General features: G+C 49.4%; 9 protein-coding genes. 6 read left to right on the top strand and 3 right to left on the bottom strand.

Translation table 11 applies throughout. The features are described 5' to 3' along the window. The first annotated feature begins 138 nt into the window (after nucleotides 1–138). The 5 genes from GU926_RS09235 (at nucleotide 139) to GU926_RS09220 (ending at nucleotide 13,154) form a co-directional block, all read left to right on the top strand. Nucleotides 139–2,217, top strand: a complete 2,079-nt coding sequence (locus GU926_RS09235; RefSeq protein ID WP_160691174.1) for a T9SS type A sorting domain-containing protein — start codon at nucleotides 139–141, stop codon at nucleotides 2,215–2,217. Between the two features lie 1,766 nt (nucleotides 2,218–3,983). Next, a complete protein-coding gene (locus GU926_RS18485; protein WP_232058490.1) occupies nucleotides 3,984–4,175 on the top strand; it encodes a hypothetical protein in 192 nt (63 codons plus the stop codon). After that, entirely contained in the window at nucleotides 4,172–10,975 is a 6,804-nt protein-coding gene (locus GU926_RS09230) for an HYR domain-containing protein (protein ID WP_232058280.1), read from the top strand. Before GU926_RS18485 ends, GU926_RS09230 begins: the two co-directional genes overlap by 4 nt. Next, nucleotides 10,975–11,970 (top strand): PorP/SprF family type IX secretion system membrane protein, encoded by a 996-nt coding sequence (locus tag GU926_RS09225; RefSeq protein ID WP_232058279.1) that lies wholly within the window; start codon nucleotides 10,975–10,977, stop codon nucleotides 11,968–11,970. Before GU926_RS09230 ends, GU926_RS09225 begins: the two co-directional genes overlap by 1 nt. 20 nt (nucleotides 11,971–11,990) lie before the next feature. Continuing rightward, complete coding sequence (locus GU926_RS09220; protein WP_160691170.1) at nucleotides 11,991–13,154, top strand: OmpA family protein; 1,164 nt, start codon at nucleotides 11,991–11,993, stop codon at nucleotides 13,152–13,154. A 143-nt stretch (nucleotides 13,155–13,297) separates the two neighbouring features. On the opposite strand, the gene GU926_RS09215 is transcribed toward GU926_RS09220, so the two are convergent. From GU926_RS09215 to GU926_RS09205, 3 genes are all read right to left on the bottom strand, one after another. Beyond that, a complete protein-coding gene (locus GU926_RS09215; RefSeq protein ID WP_232058278.1) occupies nucleotides 13,298–13,957 on the bottom strand; it encodes a 3-keto-disaccharide hydrolase in 660 nt (219 codons plus the stop codon). Nucleotides 13,958–14,320: 363 nt separating this feature from the next. After that, nucleotides 14,321–17,740: an amidohydrolase family protein gene (locus GU926_RS09210; protein ID WP_160691166.1), complete on the bottom strand. Its 3,420-nt coding sequence runs from the start codon at nucleotides 17,738–17,740 to the stop codon at nucleotides 14,321–14,323. 186 nt (nucleotides 17,741–17,926) lie between these two features. After that, nucleotides 17,927–18,679, bottom strand: coding sequence for an SDR family oxidoreductase (locus GU926_RS09205; RefSeq protein ID WP_160691164.1), 753 nt, complete (start codon nucleotides 18,677–18,679; stop codon nucleotides 17,927–17,929). A 521-nt stretch (nucleotides 18,680–19,200) separates the two neighbouring features. Between GU926_RS09205 and GU926_RS09200 the strand changes: the two genes are divergently transcribed. Continuing rightward, entirely contained in the window at nucleotides 19,201–22,230 is a 3,030-nt protein-coding gene (locus GU926_RS09200) for a SusC/RagA family TonB-linked outer membrane protein (protein WP_198001395.1), read from the top strand. Nucleotides 22,231–22,238: the final 8 nt, after the last annotated feature.

Genomic DNA, 22,238 nt, shown 5'->3' with positions numbered 1-22,238 from the left:
CCTTAACTAAGGTAAGTTTTCCCTCCGCCTCTCTTGTAAATAGAGAACCCCAGTACCTGACAATTCCATTGTAATATACATTTTCCAATAATTCCTGTAACTATGAAAAGATACCTACTTTCATGGGCTAGCATCCTAATGTTCATACTTTTTGGATTCACTCAACAAGCCCAGGCTCAATGCACCGCATCTGACGAGTGCTTTGATTTCACTTTCCTAGGCGTAGAGAAAATTGAAAACGACTTCGTTCGTCTTTCTTTCAAGGTAAAGACCAATTGCTCTAATGATCTGAGCAACGTGGCCTTTGAGTTGCCAAACGGCGCCGGGGTTACTTCTTCAGCCATTGCCTACTCCTCTGCCAAATATAAATACTCCGTAGAGAACGGCACCAACAACCCTTTCTATTCCATCAAATTTGAGGGCGTAGGTATTAACGGTTACAAGAATGGGGTAGAAGACATCTTCACCTATGACCTGAGCGCCTACGAGTACTCTACCATGAAAACCCTGAGAGTGGCTGCCAAGGCTGCCACCACCACAGGAACCGTGATGTTTGATCTTTCCAAATGTGGTGTAGCCACTGGCGGCACTACAAACGGCGGCGGAACCACGGGCGGAGGAAACAATGGTGGCGGTACAAACGGCGGCGGAAACGGTGGTGCTAACTGCAGCACTTCGCAGCCTTCTCCCATCACTGGTCCTTATGACCCTTGCCCAGGTGACATTGTAACCTATTGCATCACCGCAGACGCCAAATATACTTCTTATGTGTGGGACGTTCCAAGAGCACACGCCGGTGAAGAACCAACTGGCTGGGTAATCATCTCTGGCCAAGGCACTAGCTGCGTGACCGTGAAAGTAGGTGAAAAACCAGGTACCATGAAAGTGAAAGTGAACCACTCTGAGTGCGGTACTAAAGTAAGAACCAAACCCGTACACCCAGGACGCACCGCCAATGTAGACATTGCAGGCCCAGCCCAATACTGCCCAGGTGAGCGTTTAACCTACACGGCAGACATTGACAAGCAAGGACCAGGCAACGGAAATGGCAACGGCGGAAACTCTAAGTTCTTCACCTTTACTTGGGCAGTGCCAGCCGGCTGGCAGATTGTTTCTGGCCAGGGAACAGACAAGATTGTAGTAGTGGCCGGTGCTTTGCCAGGTGCCATCTCTGTAAGCGCAACTTACAACAAACCAGGCAACGGCAACGGAAACAACGGCAATGGGAACAACACAGACGGTAATCCTAACAACGGAAACGGCAACACGGGCAACAACCAGTCTCAGAAAACCTATTGCGGAAACGCCACAGACACTATGCCGGTTACTCCTAAGCCAGAGTGCGGCGGCGGACCATGCGTAGAACCAGAAGTTGCCTTGGTAGTACCAGACACCGTGTGTAACCTGTCAGATGAATTCTACACCTTTAGCGTGGCCGAAGTGCAGGAAGGCGTGACCTACTCGTTCACATTGCCAGAAGGCTTCATTGTGATTGAAGAAACCAACGGATCTGTTACCGTGGCTGCCATCTTTGAAGAAGACCAACTGGGTGTTCCGCAGACCATCACCGTAAACGCCACCAACGACTGCGGAACTGAAACCGCCACTGCTCAAGTAGTTGTCTCTGAATGTGCTCCTGGTAACCCGCTTCCGGTGTCACTGACCAGATTTGACGGAGTCTCTAGAAACGGAGTAGTTGAGTTAAGCTGGGCCACTGCCACAGAGATCAACAATGACCGGTTTGAGATAGAGCGCAGCACCAACGGCAAAGACTTCGTGAAAATTGGCGAAGTGAAAGGAGCTGGAAACAGCAGCATTTTGAGAGACTACACCTTCACAGACCGTCAGGCTTCTAAAGGAACCGTGTACTACCGCCTGAACCAGGTAGATTTAGACAATAGCCATGAGTACTCTAAAGTGATTGCGGTACAGCATAACTTAAGAGGCGCTGGCAACGGATTCAGAGTGACTATGTACCCTAACCCGGTAAGCAATGGCAACCTGAACATCAGATTTGACGAGATGCCACAGAACGCCGGTGACGTAGCCATGCAACTAGTAGACATGAGCGGTAGAGTGTTGCACACTAGAACATTGAACGGCAACAGCGGCGAGGTAGCCGTAGCTTTACAGTCTCTAGGATTGAAACAAGGTGTCTACATGGTGTCACTCACCGTAGCCGGACAGAAAACAGTACAGAGAATAGTAGTACAATAAGGAACAAAAAGGAATTACAATAGGATGCTTTTGGAAAGGCAGCGGCTCAAGGCCGCTGCTTTTTTTTTGTGCCTGTGGGTAGCCACTGGTGATTAGGGTATAAGTTTACGGCTGTCACTATGAACTTAACAGTTTTTGCAAAGCTGAAAACAATGCCGTTTTTGGCCTCTTTTCCGGAAAAGAGGCCAAAAACAAGGCTGGTAATCAATATGCGTTTCTAGTTTTAAAGGCGCTTGGTGTATAGAATTAAAGGGGCAGACTCTTCTGTTGACGGTGGTTACCCCTCATGCGACCTAGCATTTAACATTAATGCTGCTATCCTTAGCATCTAGAACTTCTAAGATAACCACTTCCATTTTTTGCGTCTGTTTAGATCATTTTGCCTAATCAATGTGCTATACCAGAGTATAGCTGGCAAGAGGGTTGAACACAAGAACATATTGATGATTGATGAACTTGGTGCCGGGCTCGGCTAACAGGTCGCGAAGATTACCCGTCTCCTACGTGTGTGAGCGAGAAAATTTCATTATGCCTTTGTTTTTACATAAGAATTCTCTCGAAAGCCCAATTATCCAATACCGTCATAGACCTACGTATTTCTAACATCTAAAAAGAGGTTTTCTAGCATTTGCTAGGCGTTTTTTGGGTTTATTGAATTATTACTTGGCTTTTTGTAGTAAAATAATTCGGGCCGTTACGTTAAATACTGATAAAGGTTTCTACATTTGCCCTGCCTTTTACAATTTTTTAAGCTGGTCAAAGCATCTTTCTCCCCCAAGATGCTCAGGTATTGTTAAGCTATCCCCCTTGGCTTGTTAGATACCACAGTAATAATATTTCATCATAGAAGTGCTAATTCTGCTAAGAATAGCCCTGCAAATACAGCTTTAAAGCTCTTTCGGGCTTTTTCATAACCATTACAACTGATAGCTCAGGCTATCCATTACCATTTGTACCCTAGTAGTACTTAATCATCAGCCTTGGTTAAGCATGCATTAGACGGTTCATTCTGTACCTCTCACGGTGACGGAATGAATAGTCAATTGTATGCTATGAGGTCATTCTTACTAATTCGCTCAAACATTCTATCTACTACTTAACCCTTTCTATGAAGCAATTTTACTCACCGCCTCCTAAGCTACGGTGGCAAACGCCAGACTTTAAAAGGTCAAAAATAAAAGCGCTGTTCTCTTGGATAGCAGCCCTCTTGATGCTGGCTGCTCCTTTTGTGGGCAATGCTCAAACAACTACGCTAACCTACACGGGTGGACTACAATCCTATACTGTACCTGCTGGCGTTACAAAGATTTCTATTGAGGCCTTAGGCGCTCAAGGAGGAAATGGAGGCGGTTTAGGTGCAAGTATAAAAGGGGAGTTCTCCGTAACGCCAGGTGAGGTGTTGAATATACTGGTTGGAGAGATGGGTACATCCGTCACTAGCTCTGATAATTCTGGCGGCGGCGGCGGCGGCGGTACATTTGTTGTAAAGCAAATTGGGAATACTCCTTTAGCAGTTGCTGGCGGAGGTGGAGGTTTTTCTAGTGCTTTTTTTACTTCTGGAAGCTTCAATCCACTAGTGTCTGGAGGGCAGATAACTACCTCTGGCGGGTCTGTGCATAATAATGGCGGTGGTATTAACGGAAACGGCGGACAATCTGGGTTGACTGACTGTTGTCTTTTAGGTAATAGGGGGGCAAGCGGCGGTGGCGGGTTATTAACCAATGGGTTAAATGGCTCTACTGGAACTGGAGGAATAGCTTACGTTAATGGAGGACAAGGTGGAGCAGGAACAACGGCAGGTAGGGGCGGATTTGGTGGAGGTGGCGGTGCCGCATATGATAATGCTGTCCGCTCTGGCGGCGGAGGCGGTTACAGTGGAGGTCAGGGTGGTTCTTTTGTTGGATCAGGTTATGAATATGCGCACGGTGCTGGCGGAGGTTCATACAATGCTGGCTTGAACCCTACTAATCTCGCTGGAGTAAATTCAGGAAATGGAAAGGCAATCATAACTGTACTTGTTACCCCTGCAACAGCCCTTAACTTTGATGGTGTAGATGATATTGTTGATTTAGGCAATGTTCACAATAGCCTGGAGTCACTTACCATCAGTGCCTGGATTTACAGAACAGCTAACAATGGATTTGGCTATGATGAGATTTGGGCGAAGGATAACATTAGCTCCATGTCTATCAACAATGCCAACAACAAGTTGCACGTCAACTTCGGAAATGGCAACACTTGGGGAAATGCCACTGAGTCAGCGCAAACCATTCCACTCAATGAATGGGTGTTTGTAGCGGCTACCCGTGATTTTACCACCGGTGCCGTTAAAATTTACATCAATGGCGAGCCAGATGGCAGCGGCTCGAATAATCTAACGGGCTTTAACCTATCCTTAAGGGGTATTGGATATAAGCCGGGCGTTCCTCTGCAAAACGGAATCTTTGCCGGATCCATTGATGAGGTAAGATTGTGGAACCGGGTATTGTGCGAAGGCGAACTTAAGAACAGCATGAATGCTGAATTGACCCTTCCGCAAACAGGTTTGGTATCTTACTATAAGTTTAACCACGGCAATGTTGGAGAAGATAACGCTGGTGTTACTACTGTAGCTGACTTAGTGGGGGGTATGGACGGAACCTTGTCCAACTTTGCCCTTACGGGAGCTTCTTCTAACTGGGTAGCTGGTAAAGTAACTGGTACTGCTCCAGCGTTTGTAGCACCTACCGTATCCTTCACGACCAATAACCCCCTTACCCAGTGTAGTGGTAGCTCTGTTGTGTTTACGGCTACCTCAGCGGCAGGAAGCACCTACCAATGGACCAAAGACGGAACTCCAATCAACGGAGCAACCAACAACACCTATACTGCCACCGCATCAGGTAGTTACAACGTCATTGTAACCCAGACGGGTTGCACTGCCTCTGCTACGGCTCAGGTGGTAGTCATAGAAGATACGACCAAGCCAATAGTTCCTGTTTTGGCAGATGTAACGGGTCAGTGTTCGGCTACTGTGACGGCCCCTACCACTACAGACAATTGTGCAGGCACCATCACAGGTACTACCACAGATCCTTTGGTGTACAATACGCAAGGCGAGTTTACCATTACCTGGACCTTCAATGACGGGAATGGAAATAGTTCTACGGCTCAGCAAAAGGTTGTAGTGAAAGATACTCAAAAACCTGGAGTGGTTGCGTTTGCAGCGCCTTCCAACTTGCTGGCTAATGTCTCTGAGGCGGCTAATTTCAATCTGGCCTATACGTTGAACATACCTAATACTGCAGATTACAACAGCCCAGATGATATTCTCTATGCAGTAAACAATGCATCGTCCCTACAGGGGAAGGCTATTACGCGCATTGCCTATGCTTTAGAACTGGATAACAAATGGGTATGGGTATCTATGGATGCTTTTAGCCAAAACGTTTCTGAGTTGGGTATCCCAACCGGAGCAACTGGCTTCCAGCAGAAAGTGAACAACTTGAATGTCTTTGCTAGCTCTAATGCTGGTGTGACCACTGGCACGGGCATTGCAACCGGTAATGTTGAAATCTGGTCTAACTGTTATGCAACAGGAAATGCCACCAATTTACCGGGAGCTAATGCAGGTGTCTATGATTTTGATGATACCAGAGATGGTGCCAACTGTTATGGGTCCTTTCAAGTCCATAATTATGGAGCAAAACAGACGCTTCTTGCCTATAATAGATGGTCAGAAACTGTAGGTGGGTTTTCAGACGTAGGAATTGGCAACCAGGGCGTGGGGAATCCAGACTGGACGTTTGCTTTTAACGCCAATACCTACACAACCAAAAAGCTCCACGTATTTGTGCAAACAGATGCAGGCCTTTTTGCTAAAAATGCCACGGTCTTCTTAGATGCCAACGGCAACGCCAGCATCACGGCGGCAGACGTAAATGCTGGTGTTACAGATAACTGCGGCATTGCCTCTGTTACCGTTGACAAAACCAGTTTCACAGCGACTAACCTGGGAACCAATCCCATAACGCTTACCGCCACAGATGTGAACGGCAACGTGAATACTGCCACAGCCACGGTGACGGTACTGGACAACACCAACCCGGTATTTACCTCTTCGCAGGGCAATGAAATAGTAGCCTTAGATGCCATTACAGGCACGGCCTCTTTGAAAGATTACGCAGCCCTGGCCTCTGCCACGGATAACTCAGGCTCAGTTGCTATCACGCAATCACCAGCAGCAGGAACCGCTCTTGCTAAGAACGTACCTGTCACAGTAACCTTGACCGCTACAGATGCTTCTGGTAATAAAGGAACCCAGACGTTCACTGTAACCGCTACAGACCAGACCAAGCCAGTACCTAATGTGAACCCCTTGGCAACCATCACAGGCGAATGCTCTGCCACGGTAATTGCTCCAACGGCCACAGACAACACGGCAGGAACCATTACGGCAACTACCACTGATCCATTAACTTATACGGCCCAAGGAAGCTACACCATCACCTGGAAGTATGATGACGGCAGCGGCAACATAGAAACTCAAACTCAAACCGTAGTAGTGAAAGACGTAACGGCACCTGTGTTTGCAACTGTTGCTTCTATCACTAAGACCAATGAGGTAGACAAGTGTGGAGCTATTGTAAATTATGATGCTCCAGAAAAGATTACTTTCTCTCAGGCATTTGTTGAAGGGCAAACCTCTCCTCATTGTGATGAGTGGAAGGCTTTCCAAGATCAACTATTACCAAGCTTAAATTTTTCAAAATTAACTATTAAGGGTTCTTTGGACCAGACAGGAGTATCTATTTCAGATCCTGCTTTAATAGCTCAAATTGCCAATGCATTACATACCAGAACGTCAACTTCTGTAACTGAGAACGGCAGGACTTGGAATGTTGGTTTCTGTGGAACAGACGGAAACAACCAGCCTGCTATTGAACTAACAGCCAGTGGATCAATGTGTAGTTGTCAAAATGGGTACACAGTTAGACCTTGTATTGATGTTAACTTCGGAAATCCTAACTGGGGTGGTGCAGGTTCACAAACGTGTAATGGACCTTCACAGGTTCTAACAGTTGTATTTGAAATTTCAGGCGGTAGCCCAGGAGGAGTAACCGCCACTGACAACTGCACCAGTCCTGTAACCATCACCCAAACAGCTGGTCTTGCCTCTGGTTCTTTGTTCCCAGTAGGTACAACTACCAACACGTTTGAAGCAAAAGACGCGGCCGGTAATATTACCACTACCAGCTTTGATGTGACCGTAACGGATACGCAGAAGCCAACCGTCCTTACCCAGAACATTATAGTAGCGTTAGACGCCAATGGTACAGCTGTTATCACTCCGGCGCAGATCAACAATGGCTCTACAGACAATTGCTCTATACCATCCAACGGGTATAGCCTGGACAAAACCAGCTTTGACTGTACCAATGTGGGTGCGAACACGGTGACGTTGACCGTAACAGACGTGAACGGCAACTCCCAGACGAAGACGGCCACAGTAACCATTGAAGACAAAAATCTGCCAATGGCCAAAGCCAAGAACATTGCGGTACAACTAGATGCGAACGGAGTGGCAACCATCACGCCAGCCATGGTAGACAATGGTTCTGCAGACCAATGCAGCCCTGTCACTTTAGCGCTTTCTACAGCCAACTTTGACTGCATTAACCTTGGCGAGAACACAGTAGTGCTAACGGCTACAGACAACAGTGGCAACGTACATACGGCCACTGCTGTGGTGACTGTTCAAGACGTAATCGCCCCAGTGGCCATTGCCAAAAACATTACAGTACAGCTAGATGCCACAGGTAAAGTATCTGTTGCCGCCGCTCAGGTGAATAATAGCTCTACAGACAACTGCGGTATTGAAATGATGACCCTTTCAAAGACAGCCTTTGACTGTGGTAACATTGGGCCAAACACGGTGACGTTAACGGTGGCAGACAAGAGCGGCAACATGCACGCAATAGACGCTATCGTGACGGTAGAAGACAGAATTGCGCCGGTGGTACTTGCCAAGAACTTCACCGCACAGTTAGATGCCACAGGTAAAGTGGTGGTTACCACCGCTGATGTAGACAATGGTAGCTCAGACGCCTGCGGCATTGCTTCCATGACTTTGTCTAAATCAGATTTTGACTGTAGCAATGTGGGGGCTAACCCAGTAACAATAACAGTAACAGACAATAATAACAATGTGTCTACAGCCGTAGTGACTATCACCGTACAGGACAAAGTGGCGCCTACGGCCATTGCCAAAAACATTACTGCTCCACTTGGGGCCAACGGTACTGTTTCTATCATGGTGGCAGACATTGACAACGGAAGCTCAGATGCCTGTGGCATTGCCTCCATGACATTGTCTAAAACTACATTTGACTGTACTGCCACTGGCCCTAATACGGTAACCCTGACGGTAACCGATGTGAACGGAAATGTGTCTACGGCAGATGCCATTGTCACGGTAGTAGAAGAGATCGCCCCGGTAGCCATCGCTAAAAACATCACGGTAGAGCTAGATGCAAACGGTGAGGCAACGGTGACGGCAGCTCAGGTAAACAACAATTCAACAGACAACTGCGGAATTGGTACACTAGTGCTCTCCAAGACTGATTTCAACTGCAGCAATGTTGGTGAAAACACAGTGACGCTCACCATAACTGATAAGAGCGGAAACACCAACTCTGCTTCTGCTGTCATTACCATTGTGGACAAAATGGCTCCGGTAGTGACTGCGCAGAACATCACGGTGCAACTAGACGCAGCCGGCAATGCCAGTATTACAGCTGCTCAAGTGGACAATGGTTCTAAGGACAACTGCGGAATCCAATCTGTCACCATAGACAAGGCTAACTTCAGCTGTGAGAATGTAGGAGACAATGTGGTGACCCTAACGGTAACTGACATCCATGGCAACGTCTCTACGGGCACAGCCACAGTGAAAATTGAAGACAAGGTTGCTCCGGTAGCCGTTGCCAGAAACATCAAGGTTCAGTTAGATGCCACGGGCAAAGTCATCATTGCAGCTGCTGACCTGGACAACGGTAGTTCAGACGCCTGCGGCATTGCCTCCATGACAGTGTCTAAGACAGACTTTGACTGCGGTCATCTAGGACAGAACACGGTTGTCTTGACGGTTACAGATAAGAATGGAAACAGTGCCACAGTGGAGGCCATTGTTACGGTGGAAGACAAGGTGGCGCCGGTGGCTGTTGCCAAAAACTTGACGGTACAGCTAGATGCCACAGGGAAAGTTGCCATCACGGCTGCTCAGGTAGATGGCGGTTCTACAGACAATTGCACCATAGCGACTATCACTGTTGACAAGACGGACTTCACCTGCGCGAACGTAGGAGACAATGAGGTCACCATCACGGTAACTGACCAAAGCGGTAACACGCACACGGCCAAAGCAATAGTAACCGTAGAAGACAAGGTGGGCCCAGTGGTACTGGCGCAGAACCTGACTATACAGTTAGATGCCAACGGCGCGGCTACCATTACCGCGGCAGATGTAAACGCAAACTCTTCAGACAACTGTGGCATTGCGTCCATGGTGCTGTCTAAGTCTGTGTTTGACTGCAGCAACGTAGGGGCCAACGTGGTAACCTTTACCGTGACAGATGTAAATGGCAACGCAGCCACTGCCCAGGTGATCATAACGGTAGAAGACAAAACCAACCCAACCATTACGGCTCCGGCCAATGTGACGGTAAACGTTGATCCGGGCAAAACCACGGCTTCTAATGTGGCCCTCGGCACGCCGGTAACGGCAGACAATTGCTCCGCCACCACGTTCAACAACAATGGCCCGGCTGAATACCCAACCGGCACCACCACTGTCACCTGGACCGTGACGGACGCTTCTGGCAACACCGCAACGGCCACACAAACGGTTACTGTTAGACCAAACGCGGTTTCTGTAGCCAAGCCCGCCATGGTAGAAGTGAAGATCAGAACCACTTTTGCGCAGGTGCCTAAGCCTGCCACCGTAGAAGTGACCTTCACAGACGGAAACAAGGCACAGGTGCCAGTCACTTGGCAGCCAGGAACCTACAACGGCCTGGTGGCCGGCGATTATGAGCTGACGGGCATTCTAAATGTGCCGTCAGACAAGTCTAACGTAGACAATGTGGTAGCTAAATGGACCGTGCGCGTGTTGCCTAACCAGGCGCCTACAGACATCAAGCTAAGCAAGGCTACCTTCCAGCCAAGCATTCTGCCTGACCAAGCCATCGGCACCTTTACTGCGGTAGACGTGGATGATCCAATTGACAACCTACCAGAGAACCAGCATCGCTTTGACCTTATCACCGGTGCCGGCAGCACAGACAATGACCTCTTTGACATCAGAGACGGCAAGCTGTACTTGTTGTCCAACAAAGGCTTGTCTGGTAGAACCACTTTCTCCATTAGAGTATTGGCCACAGATCCTTATGACAACACCTTTGAGAAGGTCTTCACCATCACCAAAGAAGCCTACAGCAAAGAAACCGTTGACCTGAAGATTGTGAACGCTTTCTCTCCCAACGGAGACGGAGTCAATGACACCTGGACCGTGCCAGAACTGAGGTTCTACAACAGCGTGGAAGTACAGGTGTTTGACCGTTCTGGGGTGCGCTTGTTCCATACTACCAACCCAGAAGAGGGCTGGAACGGAAGAGACACCAACGGCAGAGTATTGGTAGGTCCTTACCTGTACATCATCCACATCAAGGATATCAACTTTGTGAAGAGAGGAACGGTGACCATCCTTAAGAAACAATAATGATGAAAAAGTTAACCATATCTATTTGTATACTGCTTACCGCTCTGGGCGCTTCTGCCCAGAGCCGGAAGCATATTGCCAACTTCTCCCTGTTCCAGCAGTACTTCAACCCGGCCTTGACCGGGTATGAAGGCTCCATGGTAAAAACCTTTTACCGTGATCAGTGGACCGGCTTTGAAGACGCCCCACGCACCATTTTTGCCTCTGTAGAGCTAGACGCCGCAGACATCACTGCCTGGAGAAATTCTGACGTGATGAAAACCCGCAACCCAGACTACTACAACCGGCAGGCGGGCGCCAAGCATGCCTACGGGTTGTCGGTGCTGCATGACTCCTTCGGGCCGTTTGTAGAAACGCAGGTGCAGTTGAGCTACGGCTCGCGCATTAGGCTCTCTGAGAAGATGAGCCTGCGGGCCGGCGTGGGTTTGACCTACGGCATTCAACGCCTGAACGGCAACAAACTGGTCATTGACCAGGACGGAGACCAGGAATATGCTGAATACCTGGGCAAAGAAAACCGGGCCGGCAAGCTAGACATGAACCTGGGCGTGATGCTCACAGGAGAGAATGCCTATCTGGGCTACGCTCTGCAGGACATCGCCAAAGGCGAAATCTCTTCTGGCGACAAGTTCTTGGATGGCAGCTACGCCTTGCAACACGTGGTGCAGTTGGGGTACCGCGCCGCGGTTTCAGACCAGATTGGACTGGTGGCCAACGGTATCTTCCGGTATGACAGCTTTCAGGAGGAAACCACCGAGGTGCAGGCAAAGGCCGTTTTCCAGAACACGTTTTGGGCAGGAGGCGGCTACCGCCATGACCTGGCCTACACCGTGAACGCGGGCGTGCGCTTAAACCAGTTCAGGATAGGGTATGTGTTGGAGATGCCCACCGGCAAAGCCAACTACATAGGCAAGAACACCAGCGAGTTCATGGTGACTTATAACCTCTTCCCTGTCAAATACCCTAGACTGGGTAAAAAAGTAACCATGTGGTAATCTGAGTTTAGCTAGATACAATGAAAAGAACCCTTTACACAATAGCCATCCTGCTGTCATCCTGGACGGTGGGCCAAGCTCAGACGGCCGTACGTGAAACCAAAGACAACCTAGCCGATTTCTATCTGGTAGGCGAAGACCTGCTGGTGTACACCATCAAGGAAACCAACGGCCAGTTTCTCTACACCGAAAAGCGCGGCGACCAAGGCTCCTACCACAAAGAGGCGTCTCTCAATGGTGGGGCGGTCAACGCACTTATTGGCTCCAATGCTGCTGGGAACGAACTGTACGTCTACCAAAAGGTAGATCGTAAGCAGGAAAGAATTGCCATTTACCGCTGGGACGGGGCTGGTTTCCAGAAAACTGGGGAGAAGCCTTTCCCTAAGTTCAGAAACCACTCCTATAACATGGGTGCCCATCTCTCACCAGACCAGAACACGCTCATCATCACCGCCGGTCTGCGCAAGACCAAAGGCTATGATGACCTATACCTGAGCAAATGGGAAAACGGCAAGTGGACCAAGCCTTTCAATTTTGACAAGCCCATCAACTCCCGCGAGTCTGAGTTTGCCCCGTTTGTAGTGAACGACTCCCTGTTCTTCTCCCAGAAGAGCGGTGACCACGGGTACGTTTACGCAGTGCCTATGCGGGCCTCTCTTCCTACGGGAGAACCAGCTATGCTGAGAAGCGTCATCAACAAACAGAATGCCTTTAACGCCGGCTACAAGCGCATAGGTGAAAAGCAACTCTGGATTACGCGCACCGCAGACGGCGTGCACACGGCTTACATTCTAGAGCCGGCTCCCATTGTAGTGCCACCGGTAGCAGAGCCAGAACCAGAAGTGGTAGCCGCGCCAACTCCTCAGCCCGAGGCTCCTGTAGCCAAAGAGATGGAGGTGAACTATGGCTTAAACGAGGTGTTCATGAGCACCGCTGATGCCGCCTCGCTAGATGCGTTTCTGGCCCTGCAGCCAACCGGCGCTACCATTTGGGTGAAAGGTTATTCAGACAGCATCGGGCCGGACAAGGCCAAGAAAAGCGTAGCCAGAAAACGCGCCGAATTCCTGAAGAAGTACATAGAAAGGTACCACACAGACCGCCTGTTCAAGGTTGAAACCTCCAGTGATGTCTTAGGCACCGCCGGCCGTGACTCGCGCAAAGTGGAAATCCACAAGCACGACTAGTCTAACTGGTTTTAAATAGTAAGAAGCCCCTTTGTATATGCAGAGGGGCTTCTTTTTATATGCTAGCTAACCCGATTCCTTGCGTAGATAACGGGTCGTTTTGGCTTGTTTTCAGAAAAATAGGCCAAAAACGAGGATGTAGCTTAAAGGCGCTTAATCATAATGTGGCGGTACCAGACATCATCGCCGTGGTCTTGCAAGGCTATCTTACCAGACTGGAACATGCCAAAACCAGGCATCTGGGCAAACTTGCTCTTAGCAATCAGTTGCTTCCAAGCATCATCCCAAAGAGTGGTAGCTACCACCTGCGTCCCATTCAAAGTAACCGTCAACTGGCTGTTCTGGCTAATAATCTCCACTTGGTTCCATTGACCGGCGGGCTTCACGGTTTCTGGACTGCTGGCAATGAGGTCATACAAATCGCCGGCTCGGTGCTTCTGGATTTTAGCATCTGGGTGGCCGGCATTATCTAATACCTGAATCTCTGGCCCCGTACTCCAGGGGTAGGGATAGAGGGCTGAGTCTTCCTGCACAAACAGAATAATGCCGCTGTTTCCATTGGGCGCAATCTTCCATTCCATCTTCAAATGAAAGTTGTCAAAACTTTGGTCGGTGACAATATCTCCGCCTTCAGCCGTTTGCCAATCTTTCTTAGAAGAAGCATCTAAACGGAGAGTACCGTCTTCAACCTTCCAAGCTTTGCCGATGGTCTTTTCACCGTAAGTATGCCAGCCGGTGGTGGTCTTGCCATCAAACAACAGTTGCCATTCTTCGTGTTGCTTTGCCTGAGCCTGTGTTTCCATGGTAGTAGTTTTTGAGGATGTCTGACAGGAAAGCATTGCCATCAGTGGGAGGAAGAATAAACAGTTTCTTAGAAGCATGGAGTGTATTACCTAGATTTATAAACGCAACTCGTTTTTGGCTTATTTTCTGGAAACTAGGCCAAAAACGACACAAGCGCAAAATTTTCTTCCTGCAATTCTATAGAGTAGAAAGCAAGACTGCGAAATGTAGCGCCCTAATCTATGCCGCTTCAATCTTGAAATTTGATGTAAACCATCTGCCAGTTGGAAAGCGGTTTTTAGGCTGTTTTCCAGAAAACAGCCTAAAAACGAAAAGGCCTCACCTGTTTCCAAGTGAGGCACTTTCTAATTCTATAATCCAGCTTATTCCTGAACGCCAGGTACGCCAACCGGTAGCGCGCTGTGCCAGTCAAAGTCCGGAGCTTTCTTCTTGGTTGGGGCTAGCTCATCCAAGGTGTTGGCATCATACAGACGGCCGTTGCGCATCACGTACTGCACTGTGTTGGTGTTACGGATGTTCTCTAGCGGGTTCTGGTCCATAATAACCAAGTCGGCTAGTTTGCCATTCTGGATAGAGCCTAAGTCGCCTTCTAAGCCCAGAGACTTAGCGCCTAAGATGGTGGCAGTTTTCAAGGCGTCCATGTTGCTCATGCCACCAGACTGCATAGACCAAAGCTCCCAGTGGTAACCCAAGCCCTGCAACTGACCATGTGACCCAACGCCTGCCAAACCACCGGCTTTCACCAGGTTGTTCACAAACTGCGCGTGGCGGTCAAAGATGTGCTCTTCTTTCATGAACCAGCCAGCACGGCGTCTAGACTTCTCATCCAACTCTACTTTAGGCGTGAAGTAGTTGAGTTTCTTGTCGCCTTTCAGGTCTTCGGTGGCGTAGTAATAGTTCTCGGCCCAAGGTCCACCGTAGGACACCAACAAGGTAGGCGTGTAGGCAATCTGCGACTGAGACACAAAGTCAATCACATCTTTGTACAGCGGGTAGATTGGGTAGGAGTGCTCATGGCCCGGATAGCCGTCCAGAATCTCAGTCAGGTTGCTCTTGAAGTCAAGACCGCCCTCGGTGGTTGGCATCAGGCCTTGCTCTTTGGCCGCCATGATGACCCACTGGCGGTGCTGGCGATTACCCACCATGTACATCTTAATGGTCTTGGTGTTGTAGTACTCAGAATACTGCTTCAAGACGTTGCGGGTGTGGTCAAGGCTCTTCAGGTTATAACCCCAGTAACCAACGCCCGGTCCGGTTGAGTACACGCGCGGTCCAATCATCTTGCCGGTCTCCACCATGTCAGAGTAAGTCAACACGTCGGTAGTGGCGGTCTGTGGGTCGCGGGTGGTGGTCACACCGTAGGCCAGGTTAGCGGCGTAAATCCAAACCTGGTTAGAGTGAACGCCCCAGCGTGGCCACATGTGCGCGTGGGTGTCAATAAAGCCAGGCGTGATGGTTTTGCCTTTCACATTCACCACCGTGGCGGTCTTAGGAGCGTTCAAGGTTCCTGAGGCACCCACTGCTTTAATGCGGTTGTTCTCTACTAAAATGTCGCCGTTTTCAATCACCTCATCGCCGTTCATGGTAATGATGCGGGCACCTTGCAATAACACTAAGCCCTGAGGGATGTCACGTGGCACTTCTACCGCTATTTTCATCTCCTTCGGCTTATAGCCTTCAATCTTCACGGCCTCTTTGGCGCCGGTGCTGTCGGTCTTAACAGCCACTTCTGGCTTGGCGTCTTTCTTTTTCTCTTCGGCTAGTTCCAGTTCTCTTTTTCTGGCAAACGCATCATCTAAGTTATAAGCGAAGAACGCGTTACCGATAGACCAGTACACAGATTTACCGTCGGCGGACCAGCTTGGGAACTGACCACCAATGTCAGTTAACTTCCAGCTTGGGAATTGAGAGCTGGTTACGTCTGCCACCGAGATAGTTGGCGTCTCACCACCCACAAACGGAATGGTTACCACGTAAATCTCATTGTTGATGAGAGCCAAAGCCTTGTCGCCTTTAGGGGCTTTAATCACCGTGGTGGCGGTGGAGGCCTGCATGGTAGGCTCCTTCTCGTTCACATGCGTGTTGTGGCTCATCTCCTCTTCCAGCATATCCGCGAAAGAACCATAGGTGGTAATGCCTTTCACCTTCACGTACGGCTTCTTGTCGGTACCATCCCAACGGATAGAAATCAATCCGTCAGAAGAACTGTACAGGTAAATACGGTCATCGCCTTGCACGAAGTGTGGGTTGGCACCCAGGTTGGCTTTGGTCACAAAGGTGCTGGTGCCGCCTTTGCTGGAAATCCAGTTAATAGTCTGACGGGCATCAAACGCACCCGGACCCGCTGACTCGCGGTAGGTCTGCGCAGAGCCTTTCACAAACACAATCTTGTCGCCTTTAGGTGTCCAAACCGGCTCCTGGAAAACAGAGTTCTCTACCGTCAGTTTTTCGGGTTTGCCTTTGCCGGTGGCTGCTACTTTATAAATAGCACCGCCGGTTTTCTCATGCCAAGTTACAAATGCCAGGCTCTTACCGTCAGGCGACCAAGCTGGCTGGGCCTCGGTGAAGTCATTGGTGGTGATGCGTTTTGGAGTTCCGCTTGGGTAGTCCATCACGTACAATCTGTCCAAAGCTGTGAAGGCCACGCGCTTGCCATCTGGAGACACCGCAGCGTCTCTGATTTGCGTCACCTTCATGGTCTTGTCATCCTTGATAGGGTACTTGAATTCCAGCTTTGGACCGATGGCGATTTTGGTATTCACCTCAAACGGGATTTCCTTGGCGGCGCCCCCGTTCATAGGGATACGGTAAATTTTACCACCGTAAGAAGCCACCAGTTCTTTGCTGTCTGGCGTGAAGGACATGGCTGGCAACACACCCAATGGCGCCACCGACTCTTGCTCATCACGCTGTACCGGATAGGCCAGCCATTTCTCATCACCTGACTTTAGGTTCTGGGCAATTAAACCCGTTTGGTTGTTATAGCGCGTGCCATATACCAGCCAGTTGCCGTCCGGTGAAAGGGTAGGTGTAAAGGCGGAGCCATAACGTGACGTTCTGGTATCGGTCTCGCCGGTTTCACGGTCAAACGTAGAAAGCTGGTATTGCGGCAATTGAGCGTTGTAGTTCCAGCCGCCGGTTCTTTTAGAATACCAGATGTGGCGGCCGTCATTGCCGAAGGCAGGTTCAACGGTTTTTAGCGTCTCTGGTGTTTTGATTAACTGCGTACCAGAACCGCTTTCTTTGTGGTATAGGTGCAGTTTTAAATTACGGCGTCCTTGGGAAACTACCAGGTACTCACCGTCTGGCGTCCACTCAGCGGCCTGAAAATTCTCGTTTTTGCTCTTGCTGATTTGGCGCGTCTTCTTGTTGGCCAATTCCATAATCCAGACGTTGTCATTGCCGTCGCGGTCAGAGAGGAACACAATAGACTTGCCGTCTGGGCTGAAACGTGGCTGAACGTCCATAGCCATGCCTTCGGTGAGTTGCTCCGGTTTGCCGCCCGTGATAGGCAGCAGGTACAAATCACCCAGCATGCTAAAGATGATTTTCTGCCCGTCTGGGCTCACATCTAGCGCCAACCAGGAACCCTCAGTGGTTTTGATGTCAAGGGTGCGGCCCGCCTCTAGCGGCAGGTCTTTTTTCTCTTCCTTTTTAGGGGTGTCTTTCTTTGCAGCAGGGGTGGTCTGGGCAGAAGCCGGGTCAGACAACAAGCCTAGTGTGCAAAGCAGAAACACTGATTTGGTCCAACGGCCGGGGCGGCTGGGAAATAGATGCTTCATGCAGTCAGGGTTAGTAGTGTTTGTTTGTTGTCCTGAAGATAAGGAGCAAACGCTACAATGTAAATACCACTGAGGAAGAATAAGTTACGGTTTAGTCGCGAGTCTAGAGTCGCGAGTCACGAGTCTGAATTCGTTTTTGGCCTGTTTTCCGGGAAACAGGCCAAAAACGGAATTTCAGATGATAGCTTATGAGCCGCCAAACATACGCTGGTTCATGTGCTCAGAGAAGGCGTCGTTTTCTTGGCGGGAGGCTAGGCGGCGTTCCTCAGAGGAGGCGTAGCCTACTTCCAGTTCGCCTTGGTCCAAGCGTTGCATCACTGAGTCAGCGAAAGCATCTAACGGTTCTCCAAAATTGTGCAAACCTACGCCGCCCAAATCTGTGTTGACCGCCGGCGGTACAATCTCCAACACTTCTACATTGGTTTTGGAGAGCAGAAACCGCAGGGATACGGTGAAGGAATGCAGGGCGGCTTTGGTGGCGCAGTAAATAGGCGCGAAGGCGGCCGGTGTAAAGGCCAACCCCGAGGTCACATTGATGATGGCTGCTTTCTGCTGCTGTTTCAAATGCTCAGCAAACAACATGCACAGGTGAATGGGGGCCTCTAGGTTAATAGCCAGTTCCTGCTGGGTCTCGGTCCAGGGTTCCTGCGTTTCAACGGGGTTCACGCGCCGCTGGATGCCGGCGTTGTTCACTAGTACGTTCAGATGGGGGAAATTCTGGGTAGCCCAGTGCACTAAATCTATTCTGTCAGATTCTCTGGCCACATCGCAAACGCGGGTGTGTAGTTGAGGGTGTTGTTGTTGGGCTTCTTGAAGTTTGTCTTCGCGGCGCCCGCAGACGAGGACAGTGCTACCCGCTTGCAAAAATCGTTGGGCGATGGCCAACCCAATGCCCGAGGCTCCGCCGGTTATTAAAACGGTATTTCCTGCTAGTTTCATATAAGCCTGATGAATGGTTTAGTACACTATACTTCCTAAATAAAAAAAGGTGGGATTGGCAAAGCGAGGTGTTGGCATCTGCCTGCTATCCATTCTGCTTTTAGTCATTGATTAGGATGGTTAGTTCGAGAGAAATGCATTAAAGCTCACGGAGTGATGGAATGCTTAAGAGTAACTTTTGATAAAAAATTAAAAAGTATAGTGTGAATTTTAACTAAAACATGTTATTGAGGTATCTTTTAAAATAAAATCATTATTTATTTGGTGGGTTCAATATGCTTTTTTTATATTTGGTAGGCGATGTAAGTGGTTTTTTACAATTGTCATAAACTTTTACAGGCAATTCAATTACTAGAGATTTTAAAAAGATTAGGCTAACAGCTGCTTTCAATAGAAGAGCTGAGGGATGGCTCTGTAATTACAGGCTTATTTAACCTCTTCCCTTTATAGGCCTTCTGGCGCAACGCCTTTTAACTAATGAGTCATCCATACCACCATACCCTTTAACCAATGCCAACCATATGAAAAAAGTCTTTACCCTATTGTTGTTCTTATTGATAAAATCCGTGGCAGGGTATGCCCAGGATTTTGTCTTGAAAGGAACTGTTTCTGATAAGTCTGAGCCTTTGCCAGGGGTAAGCGTTGTGGTGAAGGGCACCACCAACGGCACCACCACCGATGTCAACGGCGGGTACAGTATTAAAGTAAAGGACGGCAACGTGTTGGTGTTCTCTTATATTGGGTATGTTGCCAAAGAGGTAGCCTACAACGGTCAGAATCAGTTGGATGTTAACCTGGAGTCTAATGCCAAGGAGTTGCAGGAGGTGGTAGTGGTTGGTTACGCCGTGCAAAAGAAGGCAACTTTAACGGGGGCTGTGGCTTCAGTGAGCGGCGAAACGCTTACTCAACGCAAAATGCCTTCTCTGTCTACCGCCTTGCAAGGCACCATGCCGGGTGTAACGGTGCAGCAGACTTCTGGCCAGCCTGGCGCAGATGGTTCTAATATTAGAATCAGGGGTATTGGCTCCATCAACTCCAACACGTTTCCGCTGGTTTTGGTAGACGGCGTGGAAATGGACATCAACCAGGTAGATGCCAACATTGTAGAAAGCATTTCTGTATTGAAAGATGCCGCCTCTGCTGCCATCTACGGCTCACGAGCGGCTAACGGCGTTATCTTGATTACCACTAAGCGGGGCAAGGAAGGTAGCATCACTACTTCTTACAGTGGTTCTGCCACGGTTCAACGCCCTACCAACATGCCCAAAGTGGTGGACGCCTGGCAATACCTGCAGGCCGAACTGCAAGCCAAAGACAATGCCGGCGTGAGCGTGTCTCCTTCAGAAAGAGAGCAACAGCTTAAGCTTATTGAAGACCAGAGAAACTTGGAGCCAGACAACTGGAACCGCTATGACACAGACTGGAAAAAGGAGACCCTGAAAGACTATGCCTTGTTGCAGACGCACAACGTCTCTGTAGGCGGCGGAACCGAAAAGCTACGCATGTTTGGTTCTGGTTCTTATGTATTCCAAGACGGCCTGATCCCAAACAACAACTACCAGCGCACCAATATTCAGGTGAATACAGATGCCAAGGTGCTGTCCTGGTTAAAGGCCGGTCTCATAACCAGTATCAGGGAGTCCAACACCAAAGCACCGGGCGTAAACACGCCTAAAAGCATCATCAACAAATCTTTGTACATGCTACCTACCTTGTCTGCCGCCAGAGAGTTGGACGGCAACTGGGGCTACGGCAAGAACGGGGACAACCCCACCGCCCAGGCGTATGCCAGCGGTGAGAACAGAAACAAGAGCTCAGAGATCCTGTTGAACGGTACCTTGACGGCTACTCCCTTTGAAGGCTTTGAGATTGTAACTCAGTACGCCCGCCGTAACGTGACTGGCAGAAGCAGAAGCCTGGTAACGCCTTACACTACTTCCCTCAAGGGTCAGGTGATGGGCATCTATCCGGCGGAAGACGGTCTTACCGAAGGATGGTCTCAGACGTTGCATAATACCTTTAGAGCGCAAACTTCCTATGAAAAGGAGATAGGCAGACACTATGCCAAGGCATTGGTGGGTTTCCAGACAGAAGACAGTGAGTTCACTTCGTTCTTCGGGGCCAAGCAAGGATTTGACCTGCAACGCTACTACTTAGGCAACGGAGACGGAGCCACCGCTACCTCTGGCGGCGGTGCCAGCAGTTGGGCGCTTATGTCTGGCTACGCCCGCTTAAACTACACGTTTGATGAGAAGTATCTTTTGGAGGTGAGTGGTCGCTATGACGGTTCTTCCAGGTTCATTGCCAAAAACAGATGGGGCTTCTTCCCTTCGGTTTCTACAGGCTGGGTACTATCCAGAGAGAAGTTCATGGACAACCTGGCTAGCCATGTAGACCTGTTGAAGATACGCGCCTCTTATGGTCTTTTGGGTAACCAAAACATTGGTAACTATCCGTATACCGCTACCATCAGCCCTGGCTACGGATATTACCTGGGTGATAACAAAGAACTGGTGCCCGGGGTGGCGCAGACAGACTTGGAGAATGCCAACATTGGCTGGGAAAAGTCAAAACAGTTCAACGTGGGGATAGATGCAAGCCTTTGGAAAGGAAAACTATCTTTCACGGCAGACTATTACATCAAGAGCATCTATGACATGCTCATGAAGTTCCCACTCCCGTACTACGCAGGCTTAAGCCCGGCCTTCACCAATGCCGGCGACATGGAAAACAAAGGCTGGGAAATTGGCATCACGCACCGCAACCAGTTAGGCGACTTCTCCTATGGGGCCACCTTTACCTTGAACGATAACCAAAACGAAATCACCAACCTGAACGGCTTGAACTCTCAGGATAGAACCATGGTGGAAGGATATCCTAACCAAGGCATCTGGGGGTACCTGACAGACGGCTACTACCGTGACTGGGATGACGTAGCCAACTCTCCTAAGTTAGGAACCTCGGCGCGTCCTGGCTTTGTGAAGTACAAGAAGATTTACGTGGCCGACGGCGTGAACCCCATGATCATTGACTCCAGAGACTTGGTGTACCTGGGTGATCCTTTCCCGCACTTTGAATACAGCTTAAACTTAACGGCTGGCTGGAAGAACTTTGACTTCACCGCTTTTGTGCAGGGCGTGGGCAAGCGCTCCACCTTCATGAGCGGCGTAGGTCTACGTCCGTTCTTCAATGGCGGTAACTTGTTTGAACATCAGCTAGATTCCTGGACGGTAGACAATCCAAACGCGTCTTATCCTTTGCTGGTACCAGAGGCGAACTCAGCAGACAACTTTGTGCGCTCAGACAAATGGGTGCGGGACGGTTCTTACACCAGACTGAAAAACTTGGTGCTAGGCTATACCATTCCAAAGGCCATCACGCAGAAAGCCAAAATTGAAAGCTTTAGAGTTTACGTGAGCGGCCAGAACCTGTTCACCAGAAGCAACTTCTTTGATGGCTATGACCCAGAGGTAAGCTATGGCGGCGGCGTAGGCGGTGAGTTCTACCCCATCATGCAGACGTACACGGTTGGCGTTGATCTAAAGTTCTAATCCAGACA

This window comes from Nibribacter ruber (assembly GCF_009913235.1).
Lineage (GTDB): Bacteria > Bacteroidota > Bacteroidia > Cytophagales > Hymenobacteraceae > Nibribacter > Nibribacter ruber.
Note: the sequence above shows the minus strand (reverse complement) of the source record. Positions and strands in the feature narration are given on the sequence as shown.

What these genes read in the sequence shown, in the direction of transcription:
- GU926_RS09235 (WP_160691174.1), top strand. Translation starts at nt 139, where the DNA reads ATGTTCATACTTTTTGGATTCACTCAACAAGCCCAGGCTCAATGCACC.
- GU926_RS18485 (WP_232058490.1), top strand. Translation starts at nt 3,984, where the DNA reads ATGGAGGACAAGGTGGAGCAGGAACAACGGCAGGTAGGGGCGGATTTG.
- GU926_RS09225 (WP_232058279.1), top strand. Translation starts at nt 10,975, where the DNA reads ATGATGAAAAAGTTAACCATATCTATTTGTATACTGCTTACCGCTCTG.
- GU926_RS09220 (WP_160691170.1), top strand. Translation starts at nt 11,991, where the DNA reads ATGAAAAGAACCCTTTACACAATAGCCATCCTGCTGTCATCCTGGACG.
- GU926_RS09215 (WP_232058278.1), bottom strand. Translation starts at nt 13,957, where the DNA reads ATGGAAACACAGGCTCAGGCAAAGCAACACGAAGAATGGCAACTGTTG.
- GU926_RS09210 (WP_160691166.1), bottom strand. Translation starts at nt 17,740, where the DNA reads ATGAAGCATCTATTTCCCAGCCGCCCCGGCCGTTGGACCAAATCAGTG.
- GU926_RS09205 (WP_160691164.1), bottom strand. Translation starts at nt 18,679, where the DNA reads ATGAAACTAGCAGGAAATACCGTTTTAATAACCGGCGGAGCCTCGGGC.
- GU926_RS09200 (WP_198001395.1), top strand. Translation starts at nt 19,201, where the DNA reads ATGAAAAAAGTCTTTACCCTATTGTTGTTCTTATTGATAAAATCCGTG.